17 protein-coding genes are annotated in these 19,573 nt (G+C 68.6%); 8 read left to right on the plus strand and 9 right to left on the minus strand.

Annotated features, from left to right (window positions below; all coding sequences use genetic code 11):
- Window positions 1-65: 65 nt before the first annotated feature.
- Complete coding sequence (locus tag PVT71_RS17440) at window positions 66-1,529, minus strand: bromoperoxidase (protein WP_353475336.1); 1,464 nt, start codon at window positions 1,527-1,529, stop codon at window positions 66-68.
- A gap of 581 nt (window positions 1,530-2,110) precedes the next feature.
- Between PVT71_RS17440 and PVT71_RS17445 the strand changes: the two genes are divergently transcribed.
- The 3 genes from PVT71_RS17445 to PVT71_RS17455 are packed head-to-tail and all read left to right on the plus strand — an operon-like array spanning window position 2,111 to window position 6,427.
- On the plus strand, window positions 2,111-4,852 hold the full coding sequence (locus tag PVT71_RS17445; RefSeq protein ID WP_353475337.1) for a GDSL-type esterase/lipase family protein: 2,742 nt from the start codon (window positions 2,111-2,113) through the stop codon (window positions 4,850-4,852).
- 17 nt (window positions 4,853-4,869) lie between these two features.
- Complete coding sequence (locus tag PVT71_RS17450) at window positions 4,870-5,100, plus strand: hypothetical protein (RefSeq protein ID WP_353475338.1); 231 nt, start codon at window positions 4,870-4,872, stop codon at window positions 5,098-5,100.
- A gap of 37 nt (window positions 5,101-5,137) precedes the next feature.
- Complete coding sequence (locus tag PVT71_RS17455; RefSeq protein ID WP_353475339.1) at window positions 5,138-6,427, plus strand: N-acetylmuramoyl-L-alanine amidase; 1,290 nt, start codon at window positions 5,138-5,140, stop codon at window positions 6,425-6,427.
- A gap of 42 nt (window positions 6,428-6,469) precedes the next feature.
- On the opposite strand, the gene PVT71_RS17460 is transcribed toward PVT71_RS17455, so the two are convergent.
- The 7 genes from PVT71_RS17460 to PVT71_RS17490 form a co-directional block, all read right to left on the minus strand.
- A complete protein-coding gene (locus tag PVT71_RS17460; RefSeq protein WP_353475340.1) occupies window positions 6,470-8,092 on the minus strand; it encodes a dihydroxyacetone kinase subunit DhaK in 1,623 nt (540 codons plus the stop codon).
- 10 nt (window positions 8,093-8,102) lie between these two features.
- A complete protein-coding gene (locus PVT71_RS17465) occupies window positions 8,103-9,098 on the minus strand; it encodes an ABC transporter ATP-binding protein (RefSeq protein ID WP_353475341.1) in 996 nt (331 codons plus the stop codon).
- Window positions 9,091-10,188 (minus strand): ABC transporter ATP-binding protein, encoded by a 1,098-nt coding sequence (locus tag PVT71_RS17470; protein WP_353475342.1) that lies wholly within the window; start codon window positions 10,186-10,188, stop codon window positions 9,091-9,093. The genes PVT71_RS17465 and PVT71_RS17470 overlap by 8 nt, the downstream gene beginning before the upstream one ends.
- Before the next feature lie 13 nt (window positions 10,189-10,201).
- Complete coding sequence (locus tag PVT71_RS17475; RefSeq protein WP_353475343.1) at window positions 10,202-10,429, minus strand: hypothetical protein; 228 nt, start codon at window positions 10,427-10,429, stop codon at window positions 10,202-10,204.
- Window positions 10,426-11,364 (minus strand): carbohydrate ABC transporter permease, encoded by a 939-nt coding sequence (locus PVT71_RS17480; RefSeq protein WP_353475344.1) that lies wholly within the window; start codon window positions 11,362-11,364, stop codon window positions 10,426-10,428. Before PVT71_RS17480 ends, PVT71_RS17475 begins: the two co-directional genes overlap by 4 nt.
- A complete protein-coding gene (locus PVT71_RS17485; protein WP_353475345.1) occupies window positions 11,361-12,308 on the minus strand; it encodes a sugar ABC transporter permease in 948 nt (315 codons plus the stop codon). Before PVT71_RS17485 ends, PVT71_RS17480 begins: the two co-directional genes overlap by 4 nt.
- Before the next feature lie 104 nt (window positions 12,309-12,412).
- Window positions 12,413-13,729, minus strand: a complete 1,317-nt coding sequence (locus tag PVT71_RS17490) for an extracellular solute-binding protein (RefSeq protein WP_353475346.1) — start codon at window positions 13,727-13,729, stop codon at window positions 12,413-12,415.
- Between the two features lie 159 nt (window positions 13,730-13,888).
- Here PVT71_RS17490 and PVT71_RS17495 point away from each other — a divergent pair, with 159 nt between their 5' ends.
- Complete coding sequence (locus tag PVT71_RS17495; protein WP_353475347.1) at window positions 13,889-14,941, plus strand: LacI family DNA-binding transcriptional regulator; 1,053 nt, start codon at window positions 13,889-13,891, stop codon at window positions 14,939-14,941.
- Window positions 14,942-14,956: 15 nt separating this feature from the next.
- Here the strand turns inward: PVT71_RS17495 and PVT71_RS17500 are convergent, their stop codons facing one another.
- A complete protein-coding gene (locus PVT71_RS17500; RefSeq protein ID WP_353475348.1) occupies window positions 14,957-15,850 on the minus strand; it encodes a LysR family transcriptional regulator in 894 nt (297 codons plus the stop codon).
- 125 nt (window positions 15,851-15,975) lie between these two features.
- Between PVT71_RS17500 and PVT71_RS17505 the strand changes: the two genes are divergently transcribed.
- The 4 genes from PVT71_RS17505 to PVT71_RS17520 are packed head-to-tail and all read left to right on the plus strand — an operon-like array spanning window position 15,976 to window position 19,492.
- On the plus strand, window positions 15,976-17,577 hold the full coding sequence (locus PVT71_RS17505) for an ABC transporter substrate-binding protein (protein ID WP_353475349.1): 1,602 nt from the start codon (window positions 15,976-15,978) through the stop codon (window positions 17,575-17,577).
- Between the two features lie 3 nt (window positions 17,578-17,580).
- On the plus strand, window positions 17,581-18,606 hold the full coding sequence (locus PVT71_RS17510; protein WP_353475350.1) for an ABC transporter permease: 1,026 nt from the start codon (window positions 17,581-17,583) through the stop codon (window positions 18,604-18,606).
- Window positions 18,603-18,989, plus strand: a complete 387-nt coding sequence (locus PVT71_RS17515; RefSeq protein ID WP_353475352.1) for a hypothetical protein — start codon at window positions 18,603-18,605, stop codon at window positions 18,987-18,989. Before PVT71_RS17510 ends, PVT71_RS17515 begins: the two co-directional genes overlap by 4 nt.
- Window positions 18,983-19,492 carry an ABC transporter permease gene (locus tag PVT71_RS17520; RefSeq protein WP_353475353.1) on the plus strand — a complete coding sequence of 170 codons (510 nt, stop codon included), beginning with the start codon at window positions 18,983-18,985 and terminating at the stop codon, window positions 19,490-19,492. The genes PVT71_RS17515 and PVT71_RS17520 overlap by 7 nt, the downstream gene beginning before the upstream one ends.
- Window positions 19,493-19,573 lie beyond the last annotated feature (81 nt).

The raw sequence follows: 19,573 nt of genomic DNA on the forward strand, positions 1-19,573 counted from the left end.
GCTCCTTTCGCCCCCGACCATGCGGGCGATCCGCCGACCCCGCCTTGATCCGCATCAACCGCCCGTCAGATCACCGCGAGATGCGAGCTCGGCCGGTCCGCGACCATCGGGAAACGCGCGGGACGCCCGTCCCGGCGCAGCGCCACGCCGATCTCGCCCGAGCGGCGCACGTGGCTTTCGAGCCGCAGCGGCTGGCCGTCGAAATCGGTGAGCTCCATCGACACCCCCTGCCCGAGCCGCGACATCCAGCCCTGCAGCACCTGCAGCGCCAGCGCCTCGCCGATGCGCAGGTTCTGGTGGTTCTCGGCCGGAAGCTGGGCACCGCAGGCGGCGCGCGAGAGGGCGATGTCCGCCGCCAGCCGGTCGGCCTCGGCGCCAAGGTCGAAGCCGGGGGCCGGGTCGGTCGCCATGCGCAAACGCGGCGCGGGCCGGGTGTCGAACAGCGCCTTGAAGAGGGTCGAGAGCGCCCCCGCCACCACCACCTGCAGCGCGCTGTCCGACGGCTGCGGCGGCAGGGCCTCGTCGCCCATGCCGGGCAGTACGTAGCTCATCGCCCCGCGCAGGCCGGGCTGCCCCTGCCGGTTCAGCCGCGCGACCCAGTGCAGCAGGTTCGGCGCACAGGTCTGGAGTTCCTCGGCCGCGCCGCGCAGCACGTCGCTGCCCTCGGCGGTCAGGTCCTCGCGCTCGAGCAGGCCGCCGATCCGCGCGGCGGTCACCGCCGGAGGGCTCAGCCGGTCGGGGCGCGCCTGCCGGCGCATCACCGCCTCGAAGGCGCGTTCCGCCGCCTCGGCCATCAGCGCAAGCACGCGCTGCGCGCTCACCGGGTCCTCGTCCTCGCCGGGGCTGAGGCCCGGGTCGAAGGCGGTGCCCCGCGCCAGCAGCATCAGCGCGGCGTTGTAATAGACGCGGCAGGGGTGGCTCGACTGCAGGCGCTCGACCAGCTGCCGCGGCGTGCCGAGCGGCGAAAGCCCCACCGCCTCGGCCGAGGGCAACGCCAGCGCGGCGCCCGACTGGCGGGCCACCCATTCCACCCAGGCGGACATCGGCGCCTCGGCGTCCGGGGCCGCGCCCGAGGTGTCCTGGAGCCCCGGCGCATTGCGGTCGACCCAGTGGAAGAGCGACAGCGGCCGCGCGGCCCCCGAGCCCGGAGCAGCCCCCTGGAACAGCCCGCCCAGCGTCAGCTGGCCCTCGCGGTTCATCCGCTGCGCGCGGCGCTGCCGCGCATGCTCGCAACCCGGCTCGGTCGCGACCGGCGCCACGCCCTGGTCGAACCAGCTGAGGCTGCGCATCTCGCACAGCGCCTCGTGCAGGGTGAAGCGGGTGCTGCCGTCGACCCAGACCGCGCAATGCGGGTCCTGCATCGCCGCGAAGGGCACGTCCCGGATCAGCGCGAGCACGTAGAGCTCGGCGATCTCGGCGGCCAGTTCCGCCGCGCCCATGTCCGGGGGCGGAGGAAGCTGCAGGCAGGGCGTGACGGCGCTGCCGGGACGACGACCGCCGGCGATCACCTGGAATCTCGCTTTGTCCATCTCGGTCCGTTCGGCCATTCCGAAGTCCCCCTCTGCAGCGCACATCCTGCCGGCGCCCCGATATTTACGTAACGTAAACCAACTCTGCAGGCGCAGCGTGAACCAAGCGTGATTGGTGAGAGAATTTGCGGTGAGGCCGCCATGAATTATTAACTTTTGTGCCGACTCGTACGAAGGCCGCCGTGAAAAAAGCATAAAATCCGTTTTTGCAATGAGTCGGCTGGTGGACACAGCGCCGGGCGAGGACAGCCGCAAAGGAGCACCCCCTGACCCGCAAGTCCTTGATGTGCGGGCACGGGCCGCGCTGACCCGCAAAAAGCGCCGTTGAAACGCCGAAACGGTCGCGCGCCTTCCCCGAAAGACTCGGGGATGGCGCGACCGGGCCCGGATCCGCACCCCGCAGGACGAAAACCCATGCTTATCAATGCACTGCCGCGGGAGCGACGCGGGCAGAGCGATCCATGAAACCACAAGACCAAATTTCGGGCAAAAATACAGGGAGGTATTCCATAAATCCCGGCGCGCGGAATTCGTGATATTCTGTTGCATCCCATTGAAATGCTTATCGCCGAGGATTTCCGATGGATATTGATCAAATTCTCGAGGATTCCGTCGCCAACAGGGACCCGGAGCGCCTCGAGTCCCTGCGCACACTCTTCCGCGAAGGCGGCGCGCCGGCATCTCCCTTCTCCGCCGCCCTCCACCTCGACCCGGACGCAGCCCGCGAGGCGGGGCTTCCCTACGAGGGTGCCGCCGAGTCGCAGCCCCCGGGCGCCCTCGCCGCGCGGATCGAGGAGGCCCGGTCCAGCATCGCCTTCGATCTCAAGACCGGCGGCGGCTTCGAGGGCCTACGGCTGGTCGCCGAGGGGGACAGCTGGCTCACCTACCCCGTCGTCCTCAAGGCCATTGCCGAGCAGCTCGCCGAGGAGCCCGATCTCGCCGTCTTCGCGCGGGCGGCGGCGGGCGACACGATGGCGGACTGGGCGGCCCGGTCGGACCTCGCCCAGAAGGTGACCGAGCTCTCCGCGGATGCCGTGCTGCTGTCGGGCGGCGGGAACGACCTGCTGGCGCGCGCGCCGCTCGCGGCCCTGCTTTTCCCCTATTCCGACGGCGCGACGGCAGAGGCCCTGCTGGACGGCGCGGCGCTGTCCGCGCGGCTTGCCGAGGTCGTCGCCGGCTACCGCCAGATCATGTCGCAGCTTCTTGCCGCGCGCCCCGGCCTCGTGGTCCTCGCGCATGGCTACGACCATTTCCTGCCGCGCGAGGACGGGCCATGGCTCGGCGCGGTGCTGGCGGAAAAGGGCATCCCGCCGGATCTCGGGCGCGAGGTCATCGCGCTTGTCGTGGACCGCCTCGCGACGGCGCTTCAGGAGCTTGCCGCCGCGGTCCCCGGGTTCTACCCCGTCGACCTGCGCGGCGCGATCGGCACCAGCCTCAACAGCTGGCACGACGAGGTGCACCCGAGGAACGCCGGCTTCGCGCGGGCGGCCGAGCGGGTTCACTACGCCCTCAGGCAGGCCCTCGGCGCGCGGCCGCAGGCGCGCATGGTCATCCCCGAGGAACCCGCGCCCGTGCCCTTCGATCCGGAGGATCCCGAACCGCTGTCGGCGACGACCTTCTCCGAGACCCCCGCGACCCCCGCCCCCGTCCCCTTCGAGCCGCTCGTGCCGTTCAGCTCCTTCGCCGACCGGACCCGGATGGCGCATGAGATCCTCAACTACGAAGCGCGCCGCGTGAACGGCAAGCTTGCGGTCTACCACCTGCCCGCGGGCGACGGTGGCGGCACCTACGAGGTCGCCGGGATCAACGACCGTTACCACAAGACCGAGGTGGATCACCTCGTCGCGCTGATAGAGGCCGGGCGCCATGCCGAGGCCGAGGCCTATGCCACCGAGTTCATCGCCGGCTACACCGACCGCGCCGACCGCTGGTGCGCCACGCTCGCCGTCGAGTTCTACGTCCGGGATTGCGTGTTCAACCGCGGCCCCGGCGGCGCGGCGTGGATCCTGCAGCACGCCGTCGGCGCCGAGACCGACATGTCAGTCGGGCAGAAGACCCGCGACGCCGTCGCCGTCGCCGAGCGGAACCCGGCAAGGTTGGTCGACAAGCTGCGCGCCTCGCGCGAGGTCTACGAGCGGCACATCGGACGCGACGAGCGCAGCCGGTTCTGGCAGGGGCTCGTCAACCGCTGGAACAAGGCCCAGGCCTTCGCGCGCACGCTGCTGCCCCCCGCGCCGCAGGCGGTGGCCGTGGCCATCGTGCCCCGCGTCGAAGAAGAGCCCGCCGCGGCGCAGCCCGCCCAGCCGGTGCCCGCGCTCTCGCGCAGCGCCGCGCGTCTGTCGCGCGCGACACTCTTCCAGGCGATGGGCGATTTCGTCGGGATCAAGGACAGCGTGAAGGCCCGCGTGGGCAGTTTCGAGGGGCCGGACATGGCCACGGCCTTCGCCTCCGGCCCGTCTCCCGAGCCGCGGCTCAACGTGCTCGGCGTCGGCGTCGGCGAAAAGGTCTCGGAGGGGCAGATGACCGGCCTCATGTCGGTCAAGGTCTACGTGCAGAGGAAGTTCCCCAAGGCCCTTCTGAGCGACGCGCAGATGATCGCGCCGGAGATGGACGGCATCCTGATCGACGTGGTGGAGATCGGCGATCTGCGCCCGCTGATGCTGCCCGACCCGCGGGCCCGCTACGATGTGCCGGTTCCCGGCTGCTCGATCGGCTACGACCAGATGATGGCCGGGACCTTCGGCGCGCTGGTCCGCGACCGGTTCGGACGGATGCACCTGCTTTCCAACAACCACGTTCTCGCCGGGGAGGACACGCTGGCGGTGGGCGCGCCGATCTTCCAGCAGGGGCAACTCGACCAGGCCGCGGACGATGCGCCGCGGCAGGTCGGCATCCTGTCGCAGGCGGTGCCGCTGGGTCTCGGCAATGTCGATGCGGCCCTCGCCTCGCCGCTGGACGGGGTGCAGCTGTCCAACGAGACGCTGCACATCGGCCCGCCGCGCGGCGTGTCGGATGTCTTCCAGGGCATGGAGCTCCACAAGTTCGGACGCACCACGCGCTACACGGTGGGCTTCGTCTCCGACCTCGCGGCGGACGTGAAGATCCCCTACCTGCTGGGCGGCGTGAAGCTCTACGAGAACCAGATCGGCGTCACCAGCATGGGCCCCGCGCCCTTCTCCGAGCCGGGCGACTCCGGCGCTCTGGTCATGAGCCGTCCCGGCAACCTCGCCGTCGGGCTGCTCTTCGCCGGCTCGCCCGCCACGACTTTCGTCAACCCCATCGCCGACGTGCTCGCCGGCCTGAACGTGGAGTTGTCCCTGTGACCGGAGGCCCGCCCGACATGACCCCTCCCGACGCCGCGCTCAGGGCCAAGCAGCAGCTGTCGCGCCGCGTCCTGCAGGAGGACGGCGTGCAGTCGGTCGGGCTGCGCAGGTCGCAGGACGGCGACTGGCGCGTCTGCGTGACCCTGCTGCGCGGCGCGCCGCCGCCGCCCGGGCTGCCGCGGACCATCGACGGGTATCGCGTCGAGACCGAGGAGGACGACCCGTTCACCCCGGTCACCCCGTCTTGATTGAAGCCAGCCGGACATATTTCGAGAAGGAATTTTCATGATGAACAGACAGCAGATGGGCGAGAGCCTGAACCTCAAGATCAAGATGATCCCGGTCGGCCAGAAGAACCGACCTGGCACCCGGATCGCGGCCACGTCGATCACCCTGCACAACACCTCGAACACCGGGGCCGGGGCGGATGCCGCGGCCCACGCCCGCTTCGTCACCGAGACCGGGTTCTACACGCTTGCCAGCGGCAGGAAGAACTGGGTCTCGTGGCATTACACGGTCGATGACAAGGAGTGCTACAAGCACCTGCCGATCAACGAGAAGGCGTGGCACGCGGGCCCGGCCAACGCCTCGAGCATCGGGATCGAGACCTGCATGAATGCGGGCATCGACCAGGCGGCGGCGGATGACCGGCTCGCGCGGCTCGTCGCCGTGCTGCGCTTCGACCTCGGGCTGCGGCGCTCCGACATCAAGTCGCACCGCGACTGGACGGGCAAGAACTGCCCGATCCTCCTGCTGCCGAAATGGGACAGGCTGATGGACCGGATCGACCACTACGTCGCCGAGATCGAGGCGGCCGAGGGCGCCTCGCCGCAGATCGCCTTCGGCGTCGCGGAGGCCGACGAGGGCATCGACACCGACACCGATCACGAGGCCATGGCGCTCGCCGTGTCCGGCGCGGCACCCGCGCTCGCCACCCCGGCGATCGCAAGCCCGGTTCCCGTCGCCCCGGCGCAGGAGGGCTACGGCGCGATCGACCCGATGACCATGGACCCGGACGAGCCGGACGAGGGCTTTGTCTACTGGCCGCAATCGATCCTCGCCTATGACGACCGCGCCGCGGTCGAGGAGGTGATCACCGCCTCGGCCTTCTCGACCTTCACCAGCTACAAGGCGGAATTCGCGGCCTCCTACCAGGACATGCACATCCGCAACTTCAAGCCGCACGAGTTCCTGACCATGGGCGGCTCGAACAGCAACCCGAGCGCGCGGTGCTACAACAAGAACTCCCTGCCGCCGCGGGCGCTCTGGCCCAATATGCGCCCGCTCGCCCGCGCGCTGGACGAGATCCGCAACCGGCTCGGCGCGCCGGTGAAGCTGACCTCGGTCTATCGCAACCCGGCCTACAACGGCTGCCTGTCGGGCACCGCCTCGAACAGCTTCCACATGCAGTTCAAGGCGGCCGATTTCCAATGCGCCAAGGGCTCCCCCACCGACTGGCGCAGGGTCGCGCAGGAGGTCCGCTCCGCCGGCGTGTTCACCGGCGGGATCGGCATCTACAACACCTTCGTGCACGTCGATGTCCGCGGCCAGGTGGCCGACTGGGACAACCGCTGAGCCGGGCCGCGGCGGCCTGCGGGCCGCCGCTCTGCATCGCACCTAGGCCGAAAGGCTCTCGAAGAGCCGCGCCACCGCCTCGGCGCCCGGGTCGACCTGCCCCTTGAGCTGGTCGGCGTTGATATAGGCCGAGCGCCCCGCCTTGGCCGTCGCCATCTCCGCCGTCCGGTTCGCCCCGGCCCGCGCCGCGCGCGCCGCCTCGTCGAGTCCCGAGGCGAGGTGCTCGAGCGCCGGCTGCAGCGCGTCGATCATGGTGCGGTCACCGGGCCGGGCGCCGCCGATCTCCTGCATCCGGTCGAGCCCCGCGTTCAGCGCCTCGCGCAGCGACTGCCCGCTCGAGGCGGCGTCCCCCGCGGCGGCGAAGAAGATCGCCAGCAGCACGCCCGACGAGCCACCCATGGTCTGGCTCAGCTCGAGCCCGATGGCGCGGTAGAGCTGGGTGTGATCCGCGAGCGGCAGGCGGTCCATCGCCCCGAGCAACGCCCGCGCCGCGCCGGCCAGCGTCGAGCCGGTGTCGCCGTCTCCGGCCCGGGCGTCGAGCGCGTTGAGATCGTCCTCGGCCTTGATGAACACCTCGCAGCAGCGCTGCAGGAACTTGCGCGTCGCCGGGTGGTCCGAGGCGAGCGGCCGGATCGGGCGCAGTCCGTCGGGCAGGTCGATCACCTCGACCGGACCCAGCGCCGAAAGCCCCGGCCATGCCGACAGCGGCACCGGCGATTTCAGCGCCATGAGGTCCTCGGTTCCTGCCGGGTAGACCGAGACCGAGAAGCCGCGCATCTCGAGAGAGGTCATCATCGGCGCCGGGCCGATGATGTGGTGCAGCGCCCCGCCGATGGCGGACTTGCCAAGCTCGTAGGCGAGGATCTGCATCTCGAGCACCGAGGCGCCGCCGAGGTTGTTCAAGAGCGCGACATGCGGCTTCTTGAGGTCCATGTGCTCGGCAAGCCGCGAGGCCACCATCTCCATCGCGCCGCGGGCGTGGACGTAGTCGACCTGCTCGGCCCCGGCCTCGCCGTGGATGCCGAGCCCGAGCTCGGCCTTGCCCGGCTGGATGCGCGCCTCCTTCGGCGCGCCCGGGACGGTGCAGGTGTCGAGCGACATGCCGATGGTGCGCGTCGCGCCGATAACCCGCTCGGCGGCCGCCTTCACGCTGGCAAGATCGGCGCCGTTCTCGGCCAGCGCCCCGGCGATCTTGTGCACGAAGAGCGTGCCGGCCACGCCGCGCGCCTGCGGCAGGTTCGGCAGCGCGATGTCGTCGTCGACGATCACCATTGCGACGTTGAGGCCGAAGGCCCGCGCCCTCTCGGCGGCGAGGCCGAAGTTCAGCCGGTCGCCGGTGTAGTTCTTGACGATGAGCAGGCAGCCCGCCGGGCCGGTGACCGCGAGGATCCCCGCCAGCACCGCATCGACCGAGGGCGAGGCGAAGACATCGCCGCAGATCGCCGCGGTCAGCATCCCCTCGCCGACGAAACCGGCGTGGGCGGGCTCGTGCCCCGAGCCACCGCCCGAGACGAGCGCGACCTTCGACTTGTCCCAGCCCGAACGCAGCACCACGCGGATATGCGGGTAGCCGTCGAGCCGGGCGAGCCGCCCGCCCGAGGCCGAGACCACCCCGTCCACCGCCTCGGCAACGATGTCTTCCTTCAGGTTGATGAACTGGCTCATTGCGGTCTCCTCAGTGAACGCGGGCGCCGGAGGCGTCGAAAAAGAACGGGGCATCGGGGGTGATACGCAGGGTGTCGCCCGTGCGCAGCGCGGTATGGGCATCGGTGACGGTGATCAGGTCATGGTTGCGCAGGCTGAGGTGCAGCCGGGTCTGGTCGCCAAGGTGCTCGACCCGGACCACCCGGCTCTCGGCCCCGTCGCCCTGCCGGATCTGCTCGGGGCGCAGGCCGATGTAGCGCGCGCCCGCCGGGGCCCCGGCGAAGAGGTTGGCGGGCAGGATGTTGATGCGCGGCTGGCCGAGGCGGCTGGCGGCATAGACGCTGACCGGGTCCTCGTAGATCTCGCGCGGGGTGCCGAACTGCACCAGCCTGCCATGGTCGAGCACCCCGACGTGGCTGGCCATGGTCATCGCCTCGATCTGGTCGTGGGTCACGTAGAGGAAGGGCACCCCGGACTGGGCCTGGATGTTCTTCAGCTCGACCCGCAGGTCGGCGCGCAGCTTGGCGTCGAGCGAGCTCAGAGGCTCGTCCATCAGGTAGACCTCGGGCCGGCGCACCAGCGCCCGGCCGATGGAAACCCGTTGCATCTCGCCCCCCGAAAGCGCCGTGGCCTTGTTGTCGAGCTTGTGGGCGATCTGCAGCATCTCGGCCACCTCGGCCACCTTGCGGGCGACCTGCGCCTCGCCGAACCGCAGCAGCGGCGACTTCAGCGGAAAGGCGAGGTTCTCACGCACGGTCATGTGCGGGTAGAGCGAGTATTGCTGGAACACCATCGCCACGTTGCGCTGCGCCGGGGTCATGCGGGTGACGTCGGTGCCGCCGATGGCGATGCTGCCCGCGTCGGGCCGGTCGAGCCCCGAGACCATGCGCAGCGTCGTCGTCTTGCCCGCGCCGGTCGGCCCGAGCAGCACGACGAAGGCGCCGTGCGGGACGGTGAGGCTCACGTCGTCGAGCGCGAGCGTGTCGCCGAAGCGCTTCGTGACATGCGAGAGCGCGATCTCAGCCATGGCGCAGCACCTCCTCGTTGGCGGCCGAGCGCAGCGCCGCGCCGGTCCCGGCGTTGAACAGGGTGAGCGTGCGCTCGTTGAAGGCAAGCCCGGTGGTCTGATCGACGCGCACCGGCTCGCGGCTGGGGATGCGCGCCTTGACCTCGCCGTGCTCGGCCTCGAGCGTGATGATCTGCGTGGTGCCGAGGTACTCCACCGCCCGCACCACGGCGCGGTAGTCCGAGGCATCGTCGAGCCGCACGTGCTCGGGCCGCACGCCAAGCACCAGCCCGCCCGCGTGACCCTCGCGGAGGCGGGGCATCGGCACCTCGACCGAGCCGAGCGTGACCGAGCCATCCCCGGGCGCGACGCTGCCCTCGAACTCGAGGAAGTTCATCGGCGGTGAGCCGATGAACTTCGCCACGAACATCGTGGCGGGCCAGTCGTAGATCTCCTGCGGCACGCCGAACTGCTCGACCACGCCGTGGTTCATCACCACGATCTTGTCGCCCATCTGCATCGCCTCGAGCTGGTCATGCGTCACGTAGACCGTGGTGGCCCCCATCCGGTCATGCAGGGCGCGCAGCTCCTGCGCCATGTGTTCGCGGAACTCGGCGTCGAGCGCGCCAAGCGGCTCGTCCATGAAGAAGGCCTTGGGTTCGCGCACGATCGCCCGCCCCAGCGCCACGCGCTGCCGGTCGCCGCCCGAGAGGCCGCCGACCGGCTTTTCGAGGATGTCCTCGATGCCGAGGATACGCGCCACCTCCTCGACCTTGGCGCGCGCCGCCTTGCGCCCCATGCCCTGGCTGATCAGCGGGTAGGAGATGTTCCGGCGCACGTTCATGTGCGGATAGAGCGCGAACATCTGGAAGACGAAGGCGATGTCGCGCTGGCTGGCCGGCTTGCGGCCGACCTCCTCGCCGTCGATGTAGATCTGCCCGGCGGTGGGCAGCTCGAGCCCCGCCATCATGCGCAGCGTCGTGGTCTTGCCGCAGCCCGAGGGGCCGAGCAGCATGAAGAACTCGCCATCCTCTATGGTGAAGCTCGAGGATTGCACGGCGGTGAAGGCTCCGAAGTCCTTGCGCAGGCTGTCGATGCGGATCTGGGCCATTGTCTGCTCCGGGCTATTCGGGGAAGTGGCTGACGATGATGAACATCACCGTGCCGATCAGCGTGACGGGGAAGGACCAGCTGTAGGCCCAGAGGAAGAATGGCTGCATCAGCATCACCACGCCGAGGCCGATCAGGATCGAGGCCGTCATCTCCCAGGGACCGCGCCGGAAGAGGCGGCGTCCGGTTGGGGCGGTTTCGGAAGACACGGGGTCTTCGGGCGTCAGGGTTGCCTTGCTCATTTGCGCACCGCTCCGAAGGTGATCCCGCGCAGCAGGTGCTTGCGCAGCAGGATGGTGAAGACCATGACCGGCAGCAGGAAGAGCGTCGCGCCCGCCGCCACCGCGGGCCAGTCCTGCCCGGCGTTGCCGATGATCGTGGGGATGAAGGGCGGCGCGGTCTGCGCCGTGCCCGAGGTCAGCAGCACCGCGAAGGCGTATTCGTTCCAGGCGAAGATCAGGCAGAAGATCGCGGTCGAGGCGATGCCCGTCGCCGCCTGCGGCAGCACCACCTTGGTGAAGGCCTGGAAGCGCGTGTAGCCGTCGATTAGCGCCGCCTCCTCGTATTCTTGCGGGATCTCGTCGATGAAGCCCTTGAGCAGCCAGACCGAGAGCGACAGGTTCACCGCCGTGTAGAGCAGGATCATCCCCGCGTGGGTGTCCGACAGGCCGAGCGAGCGGAACATCAGGAAGATCGGGATCGCCACGGCGATGGGCGGCATCATCCGCGTCGAGAGGATGAAGAACATCAAATCGTCCTTCAGCGGCACCTTGAAGCGCGAGAAGGCGTAGGCCGCGAGCGTGCCGAGAAAGACGCTGAGGAAGGTCGAACCGAAGCCGATGATCACCGAGTTCATGAAGCGCTCGCCGAAGCGCGACGGGCCGGCGATGGTCAGCCCCTTGGACTGCACGATGCGCTCGTACCAGGTCTGCGGCGGGTGGGTGGCGAAATACTCGGCGGTCTGCCGGGTCTGCGTGGTGAAGAGGTTCACGTAGCCCTCGAGCGAGGGGGTGAAGACGACCTTCGGCGGGTAGGCGATGGCATCCGCCGAGGACTTGAAGCCGGTGGCGATGATCCAGACCAGCGGCAGGATGGTGATGACCGCGTAGAGCGCCACCAGCGTGCCCGCGACCCATTTCTGCCGCGGCGAGGGTTCGGTGATCGAATAGCCGCTCATCTTTCCTTCACCTTGTTCAGCGCCTTCACGTAGATCGAGGCGAGGCCGAAGACCGTGACGAAGAGGATGATCGCGTAGGCCGAGGCATAGCCCGTACGCCATTTCTCGAAGGCCTCGCGCTTGAGGTTGATCGAGGTGAGCTCGGTGGTGGAGCCGGGGCCGCCGCCGGTCAGCTGCACCACGAGGTCGAACATCTTGAAGTTCTCGATGCCCCGGAACAGCACCGCCAGCATCAGGAACGGCAGCACCATGGGCACGGTGATGGTCCAGAACTGCCGCCACTTCGACGCCCGGTCGCATTCGGCGGCCTCGTAGATCGAGTCCGGGATCGAGCGCAGCCCGGCGAGGCAGATCAGCATCACGAAAGGCGTCCACATCCAGGTATCGACGATGATGATCGCCCAGGGCGCCAGCGACACGCTGCCGATCATCGAGAAACTGGTGGGATCGGCGCCGGTGAAGAAGCCCACCACGTAGTTGAAGAGGCCGATCTGCGGCTGGTAGAGGAAGGTCCAGAAGTTCCCGACCACCGCGGGCGAGAGCATCATCGGCAGCACGATGATCGTGGTCCAGAGGTCGTTGCCCTTGAACTTGCGGTTGATCAGCCATGCGAGGCTGAAGCCGATCAGCACCTGCAGCACGATGGTCCAGCACAGGAAATGCGCGGTCGCCTGCATCGTTTGCCAGATGTCGCTGTCGGTGAGGATGCGGTCGTAGTTGCGCAGCCCGATCCACTCGACCCCGGCGTTCGGCCGGTTGGCGCGGAAGTTGGTGAAGCTGAGGCGGATCGTCCAGATCAGCGGGAAGATGTTCACCGCCAGCAGCAGGAAGATCGTCGGCGCGACGAAGATCCAGGCGATGGTCCGGTCGGACAGGCCGCGGAACCTGCGTGCAAGGCCTGGCGGCGTCGCCTCGGCGGCGCGCGTGATGACGGATTGGGACATGGAACGGGTCTCTTCGCTTCGTTCGGCGGGATGCGCGGGATCGTCGTGCTGACCGACCCCGCGCCCGGGACCGCCCGTCCGTGGACGCTGCGGCCTGCGGAGGCTCACATCTTGCCTTCGTCTTGGAAGATCTCGGTCCAGTCGGCGACGAGGCCGTCGAGCGCCTCCTGCGCCGTGCCCTCACCCGCGACCACGTACTTGTGGACGTGGTCCTGCATCGACAGCAGCAGTGAGGCATAGGCGGGCTCGGCCCAGAAGTCCTTCACGATCGCCATGGAGTCGAGGAAGGTCTGCGCGTAGGGCTGGCTGGTGGCAAAGCCCGGATCCTCGACCACCGCCTTCAGCGCCGAATAGCCGCCGAGCTCCCACCACTTGGCCTGGACCTCGGGCTGGGCGAACCACTTGATGTATTCGAGCGCCGCGTCCTGGCTGTCGGAGTAGGAGACGACCGAGATCCCCTGCCCACCGAGCTGGGCGAAATGCCCGTCCGGACCCGCCGGGTTCGGGAAGTATCCCGACTTGCCGCCGCCGACGTTCGGGTCGGCCTCGACCCCCGGCCAGATGAAGGCGAAGTTCATCTGCAGCGCCACCTGCCCCGACTTGTAGGCGTCGATATCCTCGGACATGTACCAGTCGGACGAGCCCGGAGGCGTGCAGCAGTCGTAGAGCGCCTTGTAATACTCGAGCCCCTTGGCCGCCTCGGGCGAATTCACCACCCCCTCGAGCTTGTAGGGCTCCTCGGGCGTGCCGTAGCTGAAGCCGTAGTTGTAGAGCGCGTTGGTCACGCCCATGGTGATGCCTTCCGAGCCGCGCTCGGTGTATATGGCGGCGCCATAGACCGTGGTGCCGTCGATGTCGCGGCCCTGGAAGAACTCGGCGATGTCCTTGAGCTCGTCGAGCGTGTCGGGCGCCTTCAGCTCGCGGCCGTATTTCTCCTTGAACTCGGCCTGCAGCTCGGGCCGCTCGAACCAGTCCTTGCGGTAGGTCCAGCCGACCACGTCGCCGAAGGCCGGCAGCGCCCAGTAGTTCGGCGTGCCCTTGGGCCATTCGGAATAGCCGGTCACCGTGGCGGGGATGAAGTCGTCCATCGAGATGCCATTGGCCTCGAAGAAGTCGTTCAGCTTCACGTAATGGCCCGCCTCGGCGCCAAGCCCGATCCACTGGCTGTCGCCGATCATCAGGTCGCAGAGCTTTCCGCCGGAGTTCAGCTCGTTCAGCATGCGGTCGGCGAAGTTCGGCCAGGGCACGAATTCGAACGACATGTTGTTCCCGGACTTCGCCTCGAAATCCTTGGACAGCTCGACCAGCGCGTTGGCCGGATCCCAGGCTGCCCAGCAGAGGGTCAGATCATCCGCCTGCGCCGTGCCCGCAATGGCGAGCAAGGCGGTGGCAGCCGCCGGAACGGTATATCGGATATTCATTGTTGCATCCTCCCAGAGATAAGGCCGGGCTCTCCTCTTCCCGACTCGATTATCTTTACCAAGGGTAAGTGAGGTACGTGCCTCAGATCAAACGATTTCTGAGGTACGTGCCTCATAGTGGTTGCCTTCCATCTGAAAACAAACAAGACTCCCTGTCAGATGACCGAGCAGAGCTTCCCCATGCGCCCCACCACCAAAGACCTCGCCAAGGCCGCAGGCGTCAGCCTCGCGACGGTGGACCGCGTGCTGAACGCACGCCCGGGTGTGCGCGAAAAGACGGTGAAGGCCGTCAACGAAGCGATTGAGCGCATTGGATTTGTCCGCAACCAGTCCGCCGCCAACCTGGCCCGCGGACGGCGCTACCGCTTCCAGTTCCTGCTGCCCGAGGCGGGCGACGACTTCCTCGCCACGCTGGTCGAGCGCATCGAGGAATCGCGCGCCGCCTTCCTCTCCGAGTCGCTCGAGATCTCGATGCGCCGGGTGCTGTCGAACGATCCGCACCTGACCGCGCAGGCGCTCTCCCGCGTCTCTCCCGCGCGGGTCGACGGCGTGGCGATCATGGCCCCCGAAAGCCCGCAGGTGCGTGACGCCACCACCCGCCTCATCGAGCGCGGCGTCGAGGTGGTGCAATTCATCTCGGGCCAGCCGGGCCTCAGGCCGCTCGATTTCGTCGGCGTCGACAACAACTCGGCCGGAGCGACGGCGGGCCGGCTGATGGGGCGCTTTCTCGGCGAGCGGAAGGGCACCATCCTCGTGGTGGCCGAGACGATGAACTCGCTCGACAGCGTCGAGCGGCGGCTCGGCTTCGACACGGTGCTGACGGCGGATTTCCCGAACCTCTCGGCCCTGCCCTCGGTCGAAACCTACGGCGATCCGGCGCGCACGCGCATGGTCATCGCCAATTCCTACGCCAACCACCCCGACATCGTCGGCGCCTACCTGATGAGCTCCGAGGTGCGCCTGCCGCTCGAGGCGCTCTGCGGCGCGTCGGACCCGATGCGCCAGGTGATCATCGCCCACGAGCGCACCGGCTACAGCGAGGAGAAGCTGCGCAACGGCACGCTCGACGCGGTGATCGCCCAGAACCCCGGGCACCTCGTGCGCAGCGCCATCCGCGTTCTCAAGGCGCGCAGCGACGGGCGCGAGCCGCTCGCCTCGCAGGAACGCATCCGCATCGAGATCTACATCAAGGAGAACCTCGGCCTCTACTGAGCCGGTCCCCCCGGCTCACTCCCGGTGCAGCGCGGCCGCCAGCTGCATCGCGAAACGCGCCGAGGCCACCGGCAGCGTGCGCCCGCGCAGCTGGCCGAGGATGAGGCTCCCCGCCGCCACGTCCTTCTCCGAGAGCGGCCGGAAGGCCAGCCTGCCGTCGCCGGGCTGCTGCAAGCCGATCGGGATCTGGTAGCCGATCGCCCGCTCGTGCAGCACGTAGTGGCGGATCAGCTCGAAGCTCTCGGTCTCGAGGATCGGGCTCATGCTGCGGCCGAGCCGCCGCGCCGCGAGGTCCAGCAGGTGCCGCACGCCGTACTTGGCATCGGGCGCGACGCTCGGCGCATCGAGGCATTCCCAGAGCCGCAGCTCGGTCTTCGCGGAAAGCGGGTCGTCGCTGCGCAGGATCGCGTGGACCTGCTGGGGCACCAGTTCGAGCACCTCGAAATCGACGAGGTAGACCGGCTCGAAGACCAGCGCGATGTCCGAGGCGTAGCTTGCCAGCTCCTGCTCGGCCTGCGCCCGGTCGCGGACCTTGACGGTGAAGGTGACGCCCGGATGCTGGGCGCGATACCGGGCGATCTGCTCGGGCAGGAAATAGGGCAGCAGCGCCTGCGAGCAGGCGATGCGGACGTGCCCGCGCCGCTCGCCCGAGAGGTCGGCCACCTGGCTCTGCACGCGCGAGAAATCCGACTTCGACATGCGGTAATGGTGCAGCACCATCTCGCCCGCCGGGTTCAGCCGCACCCCGCCCGGGATGCGCTCGAAGATCGGCGAGCCGAACTCCGCCTCGAAGCCCCTTATGCGCCGGTTCAGCGCCGAGGCGGTCAGGTTCATGTCCTCGGCAGCCTTGCGCATCGAGCCCGAGCGCGCCACCGCCTCGATCAGCGCAAACGTCTGAAAATGCTTCATTTCCCCGCACCCCTCACGTGGTGCATAAAATGCACCGGACCTGTGAAATCATAGCACTTTGCGCAACACGGCAGATACACCAACCTGACGGGGACATTGGCATCTCAGCAGGAAGAGCCCCCGAAATGAGCACAACCCGTCGCACTTTCCTGAAGACCGGCGCCGCGATCACGGCCATGCCCTTCATCCACGCGCTTCCCGCTGCCGCCGGTTCGGGCGACACGCTGGTCGCGGTCACCGCGCAGACGATCAACTCGCTCGACCTGCACCGCACCGGCACCAACCGCGCGAGCTATGCCGTGGCGATCAACTGCTACGACCGGCTGGTGACCTTCGGCACCAAGGAAGCGCCGGGCGGCGGGCTCAGCTACGACTACGCCACGCTCGAGCCCGAGCTGGCCGAAAGCTGGACGATCTCTGACGATGGCATGGTGATCACCTTCACGCTGAAGGACGCCACCTTCCAGGACGGCAGCCCGGTCACCGCCGAGGACGTGAAATGGTCCTTCGACCGCGCCGTCACCGTCGGCGGCTTCCCCACAGTGCAGATGAAGGCAGGCGGGCTCGAGCGCCCCGACCAGTTCGAGGCGGTGGACGCCAAGACCTTCGTGGTCAAGCTCGACCGCCCGTCGAAGCTGTCGCTGCCCGACCTCGCGGTCCCGGTGCCCTTCATCATCAACGCGACGCTCGCCAAGGCCAACGCCACCGCCGACGACCCCTGGGCGATGGAGTACCTGCACAAGAACACCATCGGCTCGGGTGCCTACAAGGTGACCCGCTGGGACGCCGGCCAGCAGCTGGTCTACGAGCGCAACGAGTCCTGGGTCGGCGGCCCGGTGCCCTCCTACGCCCGCGTCATCATGCGCGAGGTGCCCTCGGCCGCGACCCAGCGCGCGCTGGTCGAGCGTGGCGACGTGCAGGTGGCCTTCGACATTCCCGACAAGGACGCGGCGGAACTCGCCGACAAGCTGACGGTCTATTCCACCCCGGTCGAGAACTGCATCCACACGCTCTGCCTCAACACCATCTTCGAGCCCTTCCGCGATACCAACGTGCGCAAGGCCATCGCCGCCGTGGTGCCCTACGAGGCGATCTTCCAGGCCGCCGCCTATGGCCGCGGCGCGCCGCTCTGGGGCGGGCCGGCCGAGATCACCGACACCGCCTGGCCGCGCAAGTCGCCCTATGCCACCGATCCGGCCACCGCGCAGGAATTCGTGGCCGCCTCGGCCTACCCGGACGGGTTCGAGACCACGCTCTCGATTGCCACGGATCTCGCCTCGTGGATGGAGCCCGCCGCCCTGCTGATCCAGGAGGCCGTCGCCAAGATCGGCATCACCGTCGAGCTCGAGAAGATCCCCGGCGCCAATTGGCGTACGGCCTCGCTGGTCGAGAAGCGCCTGCCGATGCACCTCGAGAACTTCGGCGGCTGGCTCAACACGCCCGACTACTACTTCTTCTGGGCCTACCAGAAGGACCACCTCTTCAACTCGTCGAACTACTTCAACGAGGAGGTCGAGGCGCTGACCAACGAGACGCTGCACATGGCGATGGACGACCCCGAGTATGCGCCGAAGATCAAGCGCATGTTCGAGATCGCCTTCGAGGACCTGCCGCGCATCCCGCTCTACCAGCCGGCGCTCAACGTCGCGGTGAACGGCGCTTCGGGTTACGAGTTCTGGTTCCACCGCCAGCTTGACATCCGCAGCCTCAGCCCGGCGAGCGCCTGAGCCATGGGCGCGCGCGGCACCGCCATCGGACTTCGCATTGCGCAGGCGATCCCGGTGCTCTTCGGGGTGATCGTGATCTCCTTCCTGCTGACGCGCGCCCTGCCCGGCGATCCGGCGGCGCAGTTCGCCGGGGCCATGGCGACGCCGGAGTCGATCGAGCAGGTCCGCACCTCGCTCGGCCTCGACAAGCCGCTCGTCCAGCAGTTCGGGCTCTATCTCGGCCAGCTGGCGCGCGGCGATCTCGGCCAGTCGGTCTCGACCGGCCAGCCGGTGGTCTCGGAACTCGCGAGCCGCCTGCCCGCCTCGCTCGAGCTGACGCTCTTCGCGCTGATCCTCTCCTGCGCCGTGGCGATCCCGCTCGGCGTGCTGGCGGCGACGCGGCCCGGCAGCTGGGTCGACCAGCTCTGCCGGCTCTTGGTCACCGCGGGCGTCAGCCTGCCGACCTTCTTCACCGGCATCATGCTGGTCTACGTCTTCTACTACCTGCTCGGCATCGCGCCCTCGCCGCTCGGGCGCCTCGATTTCATCTACCTCGACCCGCCTCATGTCACCGGCTTCTTCCTGATCGACGCGGCCCTCGCCGGCGACTGGGAGACCTGGTTCGGCGCGCTCAGGCAGCTGATCCTGCCGGGGGTGACGCTGGCGCTCTTCACCCTCGCGCCGATCGCGCGGATGACCCGAGCCGCCATGCTCTCGGCGCTCTCGGCCGACTACGTACGCACCGCCCGCGCCGCCGGGCTCGCGCCGCGCAAGGTGCTCTACGGCTATGCCTTCCGCAACGCGCTGCTGCCGGTGGTCACCACGCTCGGCATGGTCTTCTCCTTCGTGCTCGGCGCCAACGTGCTGGTCGAGAAGGTCTTCGCCTGGCCCGGCATCGGCTCCTACGCGGTCGAGGCGCTGGTGGTCTCTGACTATGCCGCCGTGCAGGGCTTCGTGCTGTCGATGGCGCTGCTCTTCGTGCTGCTCAACCTCCTCATCGATCTGGCCTACTCGGTGATCGATCCGCGCTTCGGGACATCCGCCAAATGACCGACATGACAGTGGAAGACACGGCGCCCGCCGCCCCCGCCACGAAAGGCTCCGGCACGCTGCGCCACATCCTCTGGGTGCTGCGCGAGAACCCGGTCACGGGCCTCAGCTTCGCGATGTTCGCGGGGCTGCTGGTCTCGGCCCTCGTCGGCCCCGCGATCGTGCCCTACGATCCGCTCACCACCGATGCCGCAGCCGCTCTGCAGCCCCCTTCGGCGGCGCATTGGTTCGGCACCGACAACCTCGGGCGCGACGTCTTCAGCCGGGTCATCGTGGCGACGCGGCTCGATCTCGTGATCTCGGTCGCGGCGGTGGCGCTGAGCTTCGTCTTGGGCTCGGCGCCGTCGCCGGCTACCGCGGTGGCTGGATCGACACGGTGCTGAGCCGGGTGCTCGACACGATCATGGCCTTCCCGCTCTTCGTGCTGGCGATGGGCATCGTCGCCGCGCTCGGCAACTCGGTGGCCAACATCATCTACGCCACGGCGATCATCAACATCCCCTTCTACGCGCGGCTGGTGCGGGCCGAGGTCAACATCCGCCGCGACGCGGGCTTCACCCAGGCCGCAAAGCTCGCCGGGAACTCCGATGCCCGGGTGCTGGCGCTGCACATCTTCCCCAACGCCCTGCCGCCGATGATGGTGCAGGTCTCGCTCAACCTCGGCTGGGCAATCCTCAACGCCGCGGGCCTGTCGTTCATCGGTCTCGGGGTGCGCCCGCCGACCCCGGAATGGGGGATCATGGTGGCCGAGGGCGCGAACTACATCGTTTCGGGCGAATGGTGGCTCGCGCTCTTCCCGGGGCTCTGGCTGATGCTCGCCGTCTTCACCTTCAACCTGATGGGCGACGGGCTGCGCGACATTGTCGATCCCCGCCGCCGCACCTGAGCCCGCCGCCCCCCTTCATCTTTCCACAAATACTCCGGGGGGTGCGGGGGGCAGCGCCCCCCGCGATCCGCCCCCAGCCCA

It is taken from the genome of Salipiger sp. H15, from assembly GCF_040409955.1.
Classification (GTDB): domain Bacteria; phylum Pseudomonadota; class Alphaproteobacteria; order Rhodobacterales; family Rhodobacteraceae; genus Salipiger.